The sequence below is a fragment of the Nakamurella sp. genome, from assembly GCF_048594475.1.
Taxonomy (GTDB): domain Bacteria; phylum Actinomycetota; class Actinomycetes; order Mycobacteriales; family Nakamurellaceae; genus Nakamurella.
Genome location: NZ_JBMDXT010000265.1, coordinates 1 through 8,587, shown reverse-complemented (window position 1 = coordinate 8,587; position 8,587 = coordinate 1). Strand labels below are relative to the sequence as shown.

The following is an 8,587-nucleotide window of genomic DNA, read 5'->3' as shown; positions in this document are numbered from 1 at the left end:
CTTTCTCGATCGTGGCTGGCGGGGGCGGCCCGGCGGGCGCGAGCGCCGGGGCGGGCGGGGGGGGTCCGCCGGGCGGGGGGGGCCCCGGGGCGGGCCGGGCGCGGGGGGCGACCGGCCGGGCGGCGGGTTCGGGCACGGCGGTCCGGCTCAGCCGGCCAGCTGGGCGACGTACGCGTCCAGCACCTGCTGCGCCGACCGGGGACCACCGAACGTCCAGATGCCGCCGGGGAAGGCGGAGGCCCGCCCGCCGGAAACGGCCGGCAGCGATGTCCAGATCGGGTTCTTGGCCAGTTCGGCCATCACGTCGCTGTCCGGATCCTTGGTCCCGGTGGAGAACAGCAGGCCGTCACCGACCGCGACCATGCCCTCGATGTCGGTCTGCCCCAGCCCGTACGCCGGGTCGACCTCGCCGGTCCAGGCGTTGACCAGACCGAGCTCCTCGCCCAGTTCACCGACCAGGGATCCCTGGCCGAACGGCCGGATCGAGACGTTGCCGCCCTGCACCCAGCCGTCGAAGTAGACGAACTTCTGCCCGGCCGCGTCGGTGCCGGCCACCGCCGTCTTGGCCTGCGCCAGCGCGGCGGAGAACTCGTCGACCACCACCTGGGCCCGCTGCTGGCGTCCGGTGGCCTGGGCGATCAGCTCGAACGTTGCCCTCATCTGGCCGATCGGGTCGGCGGCGTCCGCCCCCTTGGTGGCCAGCACCGGCACCCCGTAGGCGGCCAGCTGCCCGATGATCTCGTCGTCGGCGGTGTAGGCCTCGACGATGACCAGGTCCGGGTCGGTGGCGAACAGGGCGTCCAGGTTCGGCTCGCCCCGGGTGCCCACGTCGGCCACCCCGGCGGGCAGCGCCTCGGCGGTGTCCCACAGCGTGTAGCCGGCGACGTCGGCCACGGCGACCGGGGTCACGCACAGGCTCAACGTGTCCTCGACCTGCTGCCACTCGAGCACGGCGACCCGCTGCGCCGGCTGGGCCAGCTCCACCGTGCGTCCGAACGAGTCGGTCAGCGTCACCGGGCCCGTTGCGGTGCTGGTGGTATCGGCGGCGCAGTCCGTCCGGCCGGCCGAGGACTCCTGCGCCGCCGGGGAGGCCGAGCCGGACACGGTTGCCTCGGCCGGTGCGGTCGTGGCGGCCGGCGTCGTGGTGCCGCAGGCGGCCAGCGCGAGCACCAGCGCCGAGCCGAGAATGGATACGGTGGTACGGGTTCTCATCAGTTCCTCTCGTCGGGACAACGGCCGGCGGTGGCGCGGGCCGGTGGGTGACGCCGGTGGTGCCGGCCCTGCGGTTCCACCCGCAGCCGGCCGGTGTCGGGGTCGACGGCGACCGCGACGGGCAGCCCGTAGACCTCGCCGAGGTGCGGCGCGGTGAGCACGGCGGCGGGCGGGCCGGCCGCCCGGATCCGGCCGGCCCCGAGCAGGACGACCTCGTCGGCGACGGCGGCGGCCTGGTTCAGGTCGTGCAGCACGACGCCGACCGCGCGCCCGTGGCCGTCGGCCAGATCACGGATCAGATCCAGGGTCTCGATCTGGTAGCGCAGGTCGAGATGGTTGGTCGGCTCATCGAAGAGCAGGACGTCGGTGTCCTGGGCCACGCAGGTCGCCAGCCAGACGCGCTGCAGCTCGCCGCCGGACAGCTGGTCCACCGCGCGGCCGGCCAGTGCCGTCAGGCCGGTCAGCGCCAGGGCCCGGTCGATCGCGGCCCGGTCGGCATCGCCGAGGGGAGCGAACCGCTTGCGATGGGGGTGCCGGCCGAACGCGACGACGTCCCGTACGGCCAGGCCGGAGGGGTGCGGCCGGGACTGGGACAGCAGGGTGACCCGGGTGGCGAACTCCCGGGCGGACAGGGCCGCCGCGTCCTGCCGGGTCCCGTCCGCGCCGAGGTCGACCCGCCCGGCCCCGATCCGGTGCAGCCGGGCCAGCGAGCGCAGCAGAGTCGACTTGCCGCTCCCGTTCGGCCCGACCAGCGCGGTCACCCGGCCCGGGGCGAGGTGCACCGACACACCGTGGACGACCTCGGTGCTCTGGTAGGAGAGCACGAGGTCGTCGGCGGTCAGGCTGGTTCCAGGCACTCGGTGAGCCTAACCTAAGCAAGGTAAGGCTTACTACAGCGACCTTGGTTCTTGCCGTGCGGCTGTCTCCGGGAAGAGCACCCGCATCAGGTCGGCCAGCGTCACCACACCCAGATGGCGGCCGTCGGCGCCGCGCACGACGGCCAGGTGCGCCCGATGCCGCCGCATGGCCTCCAACCCCTGCGCGAACGGGGTGCCCGCGGCCAGCTCGAAGGCCGGCCGGACGAACGGGTCGACCGGCGCATCCGGGTCGGCCACCAGCGTGTCCCGCACGTGGACCACGCCGGCGACCGAATTCCCGTCACCGACCAGGATGCGCAGATGACCGGACTCGCGGGCGGCCCGCCGCACGTCCTGCACCGTGCCGTCCGGACCCACCCGGGTCGGCCGGACGCCGGTGTGCACCAGGGCGCCGATGGTCAGCGCCGGCAGGTCCAGGGCGGTGGCCAGACGGCGCGAGTAGTCCGCGTCCAGGGTCCCGACGTCGGCCGAGTGCTCGACCAGCTGCCGCAGCGTCTGCGGGTTCTGCCCGCTGGCCAGCTCGGCCACCGGGTCCACGCCGACCAGCCGCACGCAGGCGTTGGCCAGCGAGTTCAGCGCGATCAACATGGGCCGGAACAGCCACATGAACGCGCGCATCGGCAGGGCCAGCAGGATGGCGGACCGTTCCGGATGCGCGATCGCCCACGACTTGGGCGCCATCTCGCCGATCACCAGGTGCAGGAACGTCACGATCAGCAGGGACAGGACGAAGGCGGAGGCGTCGGCCAGCCAGAGCGGCAGGCGCAGCGCGGCCAGCGGACCGGCCAGCAGGTCCTGCACGGCCGGCTTGGTCACCGCCCCCAGGGCCAGCGTGCAGGCCGTGATCCCCAGCTGGGATCCGGCCAGCACGACGGTCAGCTCGGCCGAACTGCGGACCGCCGCCCGGGCCGACCGGCTCCGCTGCGCGGCGTCCTCCAGCCGGTGCCGCTTGGCCGCCAGCAGCGCGAACTCGATCGCGACGAAGAAGGCGCTGAGCGCGATCAGCACGACGGTGGCCACGATCGCCCACCCGGTTCCCGACATCACGACTCCCCCACGAGGCCGGGACCGGCCGGCCGGGCCGGTTGACCGGGCGCCGGGTCGACCAGGGTGACCGTGAACCGCGCGGGTACGTGCCGCCGGACGTCGTCGACGCGCAGGCGCAGCACCGCCGATGGCGGTGCGTCGTCCAGCGCGAGGGTGGCCGCGTCCGCCGGCAACGGCACCTCGATCGTCCGCCCGGCCGGCGGGAAGCCGCCGCTGCGGGCGATGGCCAGGCCGGCGAGCGTCTCGTAGTCGCCGGCCGGCAGGGTGCGGCCGACCAGCCGCTGCACCTCGTCGATCGGCAGGTCGCCGGGCAGCGACCAGCCGCCGGGCGCCGGCTCCGGCGCGAGCACCGGCGGTCCGGCCGGGTCGTGCTCGTCGGCGATCTCACCGACCAGCTCCTCGGCCAGGTCCTCGATGGTCAGCACCCCGACGAAGCCGCCGTACTCGTCGAGCACGCAGGCCAGCTGATTGCCCGACCCGGCCAGGTCGGCCAGCGCCCGGGGCAGGCCGAGCACGGCCGGCACGAACAGCGGCGGCCGCATCAGCTCCCAGGCGGTGGCCGGCGCCCCGGTCGCACCGGGGTCGCTCGTCGCCGGTCCGGTCGCGGTGCACTCGAGCACGTCGGGCAGGTGGACCACCCCGACGCCGTCGTCGGCGTCGTCGATGACCGGGTAGCGGGAGTGCCCGGCGCACATCCGGTCCCGGATCCGGTCCAGGTCGTCGCCGGGCCGCAGCACCCCGACCCGGGCCCGCGGGATCATCGCGTGCTCGACCGTCCGGTTCGGGAAGTCGATCACCCGGTCGAGCAGGATGGACAGGTCGCGGGGCAGGTCACCGCTGTCCCGGGACGCGGCGACGATGTGCTCGAGGTCGCGCAGGGTGGCCGAGTGCTCGACGTCGTGCACCGGCTCGATCCGCAGCAGCCGCAGCAGCAGGTTGGAGGAGGCGTCGAAGACGGCGATCAGCCACCCGAAGACGGTGAGGTAGAGGCGCGTGGAGCGGGCCAGCGCGGTGGCCACCGGCTCCGGCCGCGCGATGGCCAGGTTCTTCGGGAAGAGCTCGCCCAGCAGCATCTGCACGAATGTGGAGAAGGTCAGGGCGACCAGGGTGCCGATGGTGATGCCGACGGCCGCCGGCACCGACACGCCGCCCAGCGCCGCGCCGATCAGCGGCTCGGCCACGTAGCCGACCAGCAGGCCGGTGACGGTGATGCCGAGCTGGGCGCCGGAGAGCATGAACGAGGTGCGGCGGGTGATGGCCAGCGCGCGGGCCGCGCCGGCGTCACCCGTGGCGGCGGCCGCCTTCAACCGGGACCGGTCCACCGACATGTAGGCGAACTCCTGGGCCACGAAGTAGGCGGTGGCCGCAGTGATGATCAGCACGACGAGCACGCCGACCAGCAGGGACAGGGGCCAGATCATGACGCCGCCCGCACTCGGGCGGAACGGGTGACGCCGGGCGGGAACCCGGCGCCGGGTTTGTCACCAGGCGTGTCGGATGAGGTACTCATGTCACTTTCGGTCGTTCATCGGGGACGGTGGGTCAACGGGCCGGGTCGAGCCGGAGTTCCCGGCGTCCCCCTCGACCGTGGACGGTCACGGTCCGGCCGACCTACTTGTTGATGAACTCCAGGACGGCCAGCACCCGGCGGTGGTCGGTGTCGACCGGGGCCAGGTCGAACTTGGTGAAGATGTTGTTGACGTTCTTGGCCACCGCGCTCTCGCTGATGTGCAGGCCGGCCGCGATCGCCGAATTGGAGCGCCCCTCGGCCATCAGCCGCAGCGTCTCCAGTTCGCGCGGGGTCAGCCGGTCGATCGGGCTGGCCTTGCGGCGGATCATCAGCTGAGCCACGACTTCGGGGTCGAGCACCGTCCCGCCCGCCGCCACCCGGCGCAGCGAATCGATGAACTGCTCGACGTCGGCCACCCGATCCTTGAGCAGGTAGCCGACCCCGCCGCGCCCCCGGGACAGCAGCTCGCTGGCGTAGCGCTCCTCCACGTACTGGGACAGCACCAGCACCGGCAGCGACGGGTCCCGGCGTTGCAGGGCCAGCGCGGCGCGGATCCCCTCGTCGGTGAACGTCGGCGGCATCCGCACGTCGAGCACGACGACGTCCGCGACGGTCCCGGTCAGCAACGCCTCCATCTCGGCGACGTCACCGGCGGTGCCGGCCACCTCGAGGCCGGCCGCCTGGACCAGCCGGACCAGCCCCTCCCGCAGCAGCACCGAATCCTCGACGATGACGACGCGCACGGCACCCCTCCCGCGATCGCGGTCACGATACCGCGGCGACGTCCTCCGGGGAGCGGCCCACGCCCAGCTGCCCGACGACGTCGCCGACCAGGTCCGCGGTGACGTGGTCCAGGTAGAAGTGGTCGCCGGGGAACACCCGCAGCCGGAACGCGCCGCCGGTGACCGCCCGCCAGGCGGCGACGTCCTGCACGGTGCAGCCCGGGTCGGCGTCCCCGCAGTACCCGGTGACGGCGGCGATCGTCCGGGCCGGGCGGTCCGGCCGGTGCTCGGCGAGCAGGCGGTAGTCGGACCGCAGCGACGCCAGCAGCAACTCGCGCAGGTCGGCGACGGCGAACAGGTCGAGCTGGGTGTTGCCCAGCACGCGCAGGTGGTCGAGCATCTCCTCGTCGGTCGGGTCCGGTGCCGGGTCGGCCGGCGGGCGGTGGCCCGGCGGCCATCGGCCCGAGACGAACAGGCGCCGGGGCAGCACGCCGTAGGCCCGCTCCAGCCGGACGGTGGTCTCGTGGGCCAGGACGGCGCCCAGGCTGTGCCCGAACAGGGCGACCGGCGCCGGGTCCAGCCGCGCGACCTCGGCGGCGATCGCCGCGGCCGACGCCGCGAGCGACGGGCTGAACGGCTCGCCGAGCCGATGCTGCCGGCCCGGGTAGCAGACCGCCACCACCTCCACGTCCGCCGGGACGAGCGCCGACCAGCGCCGGTACACGGTCGCGCCCGCCCCGGCGGGCGGGAAGCAGACCAGCCGGGCCCGGGGAGACGGGACCCGGCGGTAGGTCTGCAGCCAGCTGCCGCTCATGCCGGCACCGGCAGCAGCAACGCCCGTGCCCGTACGGTGACCGGCGCCCCGCCCAGCATCGCCACCGCAGCGAGAAATCCTTCCGGCGCTTCGATGTCGATGATCCGCGCCGCTCCCCGCGCCCCGGTCGGATCCTCGATGCCGGCCGGACGGCCGCCGACCCCGATCGCGTCGACCAGCAGCGCGCGGTCCAGGGCGACGCCGGTGACCTTGCCGGCCGCCTCCTTGCGCGTCCACAGCCGGACGTACCGGGCGGGCGGGTCGACCGCCGCCGCGACGCTGCCGGCCTCGTCCGGCCGGAAGAACGTCCGGGCCAGCCGTCCCGCGGGCAGGTCGGGCCGGACCGCCTCCACGTCCACCCCGACCGGGGCCGCGTCGGACACCGCCACCATGGCCACCGCACCGGAGTGACTCAGACTGTGGAACACCGGGTGGCCGGCCAGCTCCGGCTTGCCCCACCGGCCGGTGGTGAACCGCAGGCCGGCCGGGTCGACCCCGAGCCGGTCGGCCAGGATGCGGCGCCGGGCCCAGTGCGCGGCGGCGAAGCGTTCGCGCAACCCGGCGCTCCGCAGCCGCTGCCAGCGGCTGCGCTCGTCGTCGTCCAGCAGGTCTCCGCCGGTCGGCAACCCGGCCAGATGCACGGTCCAGACGTGGATCTCGCGCACGGTCAGGCGGGATACGGTTCGGCCATGGCGACCGCGATCTTCCGGGCGCCGGTGTACGGCTCCCGGGCGTGCGCCGCGGTCATGTTGTCCACCACGAGCACGTCGTCGAACTGCCACCCGAAACGCACCCGGGCCGTCCGGTAGCAGTCCCGCAGGTGATCCATGACGTCGGCGGGGATCTCGCCGCCGTCGCCGAAATACGTGTTGCTGGGCAGGTCCTGCGGGTCGAACAGGTCGAGCAGGCCGTCCCGGACCTCCGGGGTGAGGGTCGAGACGTGGAAGAAGGTGGCGTGGTTGAACCAGACCTCGGCCCCGGTCACCGGGTGCCGGTGGATCGCGTCGCGCACCGCCCGGGTCCGCAGGGACCCGTCCGGACGCCATTCGCACTCGATACCGTGGTCGGCGCAGTAGCCCTCGACCGCACGGCGGTCGTCGGTGCCGAACACCTGCTGCCAGGAGACGCCGAACATCCCGTTGAAGTTCCGGACGACCATCCACCGGCGGGCCCGGAATTCCTCGACCACCGCCGGGTCGATGAGCCGCAACACCTGACGGATGTCGGCCAGTGGGGTGGCGCCCTGGGTGGCCGGCGGCTGCAGGCAGTGGAAGTACAGCGTCCGCGGCCAGGCCTGCTGGTAGCTGTTCTCGTTGTGCAGGAAGATCTCCTCGCTCGGCGGGTAGTCCGTCGAGGTGTAGACCTGACCCTTGATCGTGCTGCGCGGCGACGAGCGCTCGGTGTATTCCAGGGGTGCCCCGGACAGCGCCCGGACCACCGCGTCGAACCCGTCGACGCCGCCGATGTCGAAGCCGCGCAGCAGCACGGCACCGTGCTCGACGAGCTTGTCCCGCAACTGGCTCCGGTCCCGCCGGATCCGTTGCACGGCATCAAGTCCCGACCCGTCGTCGGTCACCACGAACGGGAGCGCGACCGGCCCGTCGGCGGCCGGCGGACCGGGTTCTCCGACCTGCTCCGCACCGGTGCCGGAGTGGGTGTCGGTGGAGGTGATGGTCATCGGTCGGCCCGCCTTTCTCGGATGAACCGCTCCGGCCGCGACTCCGCGGCCCGGAACGTATCCACTCTGACCGCCCCGCCTATACGGGCACTATTCATCCGGCGCGCCGGCCGCCCGCCGCGCCCGATGGTGGTGCTGGGTGCAGGACGATCCGGCAGTCTGATGGATGGTCGGCCGCGGCGGCCCGCTCTAGGGTTGGCCCATGCCGGCGACCATGACCACGACGACCACGGGACCCGGTCCCGTGGCGCGCTGGTGCGCCGCGCCGTTCTCCGCGGTGACCTGGCGGGCGACGGCGCAGATCGAGCTGGGCATGCTGCTGGCCCTGCTCACCGGCACCGTCATCTGGGTGCTGGCGGTCGCCGGACTGACCCTGGCGATCACCCTGGTGCTGGCCGCGCCGGTGGTCGCCGCCCTGTTCGGCTGCGCGCGGACCTTCTCGTCCTGGCAGCGGGCCCGGATCCGGTCGCTGGCCCCGGCCGCCGCCGCCCGCCGGCCCTGGCCCGACCCGCCGCCCCCGCCGGCCACCGGCGGCTGGTGGAGCCGGCTGTGGACGCAAGCCCGCAGCGCGTCGATCTGGCGCCAGATCGGCTACGACCTGGCGTCCCGGCTCCTGCTGCCGACCGTGGGCCTGATGGTGGCCCGGGGGTGGTGCGCCGCCCTGCTCGGGGTCACCTCCGCCGCGTTCGCCTGGTCGTTGCCCGGCGACGTGCTCGGCGTCCCGAT

At 74.0% G+C, this 8,587-nt stretch carries 9 protein-coding genes; 1 reads left to right on the top strand and 8 read right to left on the bottom strand.

Annotated elements, in window-relative coordinates; all coding sequences use genetic code 11:
- Positions 1-147: 147 nt before the first annotated feature.
- From ACOJUF_RS12375 to ACOJUF_RS12340, 8 genes are all read right to left on the bottom strand, one after another.
- Positions 148-1,212, bottom strand: a complete 1,065-nt coding sequence (locus ACOJUF_RS12375) for an iron-siderophore ABC transporter substrate-binding protein (RefSeq protein WP_420122152.1) — start codon at positions 1,210-1,212, stop codon at positions 148-150.
- Positions 1,212-2,069 carry an ABC transporter ATP-binding protein gene (locus ACOJUF_RS12370; protein WP_420122151.1) on the bottom strand — a complete coding sequence of 286 codons (858 nt, stop codon included), beginning with the start codon at positions 2,067-2,069 and terminating at the stop codon, positions 1,212-1,214. Before ACOJUF_RS12370 ends, ACOJUF_RS12375 begins: the two co-directional genes overlap by 1 nt.
- 33 nt (positions 2,070-2,102) lie before the next feature.
- Positions 2,103-3,134 carry a CNNM domain-containing protein gene (locus tag ACOJUF_RS12365; RefSeq protein ID WP_420122150.1) on the bottom strand — a complete coding sequence of 344 codons (1,032 nt, stop codon included), beginning with the start codon at positions 3,132-3,134 and terminating at the stop codon, positions 2,103-2,105.
- A complete protein-coding gene (locus tag ACOJUF_RS12360) occupies positions 3,134-4,558 on the bottom strand; it encodes a hemolysin family protein (protein WP_420122149.1) in 1,425 nt (474 codons plus the stop codon). The genes ACOJUF_RS12365 and ACOJUF_RS12360 overlap by 1 nt, the downstream gene beginning before the upstream one ends.
- Positions 4,559-4,748: 190 nt before the next feature.
- The gene (locus ACOJUF_RS12355) at positions 4,749-5,390 is read right to left on the bottom strand and encodes a response regulator transcription factor (protein ID WP_420122148.1); all 642 of its coding nucleotides are present in this window, start codon (positions 5,388-5,390) and stop codon (positions 4,749-4,751) included.
- A 22-nt stretch (positions 5,391-5,412) separates the two neighbouring features.
- A complete protein-coding gene (locus ACOJUF_RS12350; RefSeq protein ID WP_420122147.1) occupies positions 5,413-6,183 on the bottom strand; it encodes a thioesterase II family protein in 771 nt (256 codons plus the stop codon).
- Complete coding sequence (locus tag ACOJUF_RS12345) at positions 6,180-6,848, bottom strand: 4'-phosphopantetheinyl transferase family protein (protein WP_420122146.1); 669 nt, start codon at positions 6,846-6,848, stop codon at positions 6,180-6,182. Before ACOJUF_RS12345 ends, ACOJUF_RS12350 begins: the two co-directional genes overlap by 4 nt.
- A gap of 2 nt (positions 6,849-6,850) precedes the next feature.
- Positions 6,851-7,861 (bottom strand): TauD/TfdA family dioxygenase, encoded by a 1,011-nt coding sequence (locus tag ACOJUF_RS12340; RefSeq protein WP_420122145.1) that lies wholly within the window; start codon positions 7,859-7,861, stop codon positions 6,851-6,853.
- A gap of 214 nt (positions 7,862-8,075) precedes the next feature.
- On the opposite strand from ACOJUF_RS12340, the gene ACOJUF_RS12335 reads away from it, so the two are divergent.
- Positions 8,076-8,587: sensor domain-containing protein (locus ACOJUF_RS12335; RefSeq protein WP_420122144.1), on the top strand; the 512-nt coding region annotated here is incomplete at its 3' end.

What these genes read in the sequence shown, in the direction of transcription:
- ACOJUF_RS12375 (WP_420122152.1), bottom strand. Translation starts at nt 1,212, where the DNA reads ATGAGAACCCGTACCACCGTATCCATTCTCGGCTCGGCGCTGGTGCTC.
- ACOJUF_RS12365 (WP_420122150.1), bottom strand. Translation starts at nt 3,134, where the DNA reads ATGTCGGGAACCGGGTGGGCGATCGTGGCCACCGTCGTGCTGATCGCG.
- ACOJUF_RS12360 (WP_420122149.1), bottom strand. Translation starts at nt 4,558, where the DNA reads ATGATCTGGCCCCTGTCCCTGCTGGTCGGCGTGCTCGTCGTGCTGATC.
- ACOJUF_RS12350 (WP_420122147.1), bottom strand. Translation starts at nt 6,183, where the DNA reads ATGAGCGGCAGCTGGCTGCAGACCTACCGCCGGGTCCCGTCTCCCCGG.
- ACOJUF_RS12340 (WP_420122145.1), bottom strand. Translation starts at nt 7,861, where the DNA reads ATGACCATCACCTCCACCGACACCCACTCCGGCACCGGTGCGGAGCAG.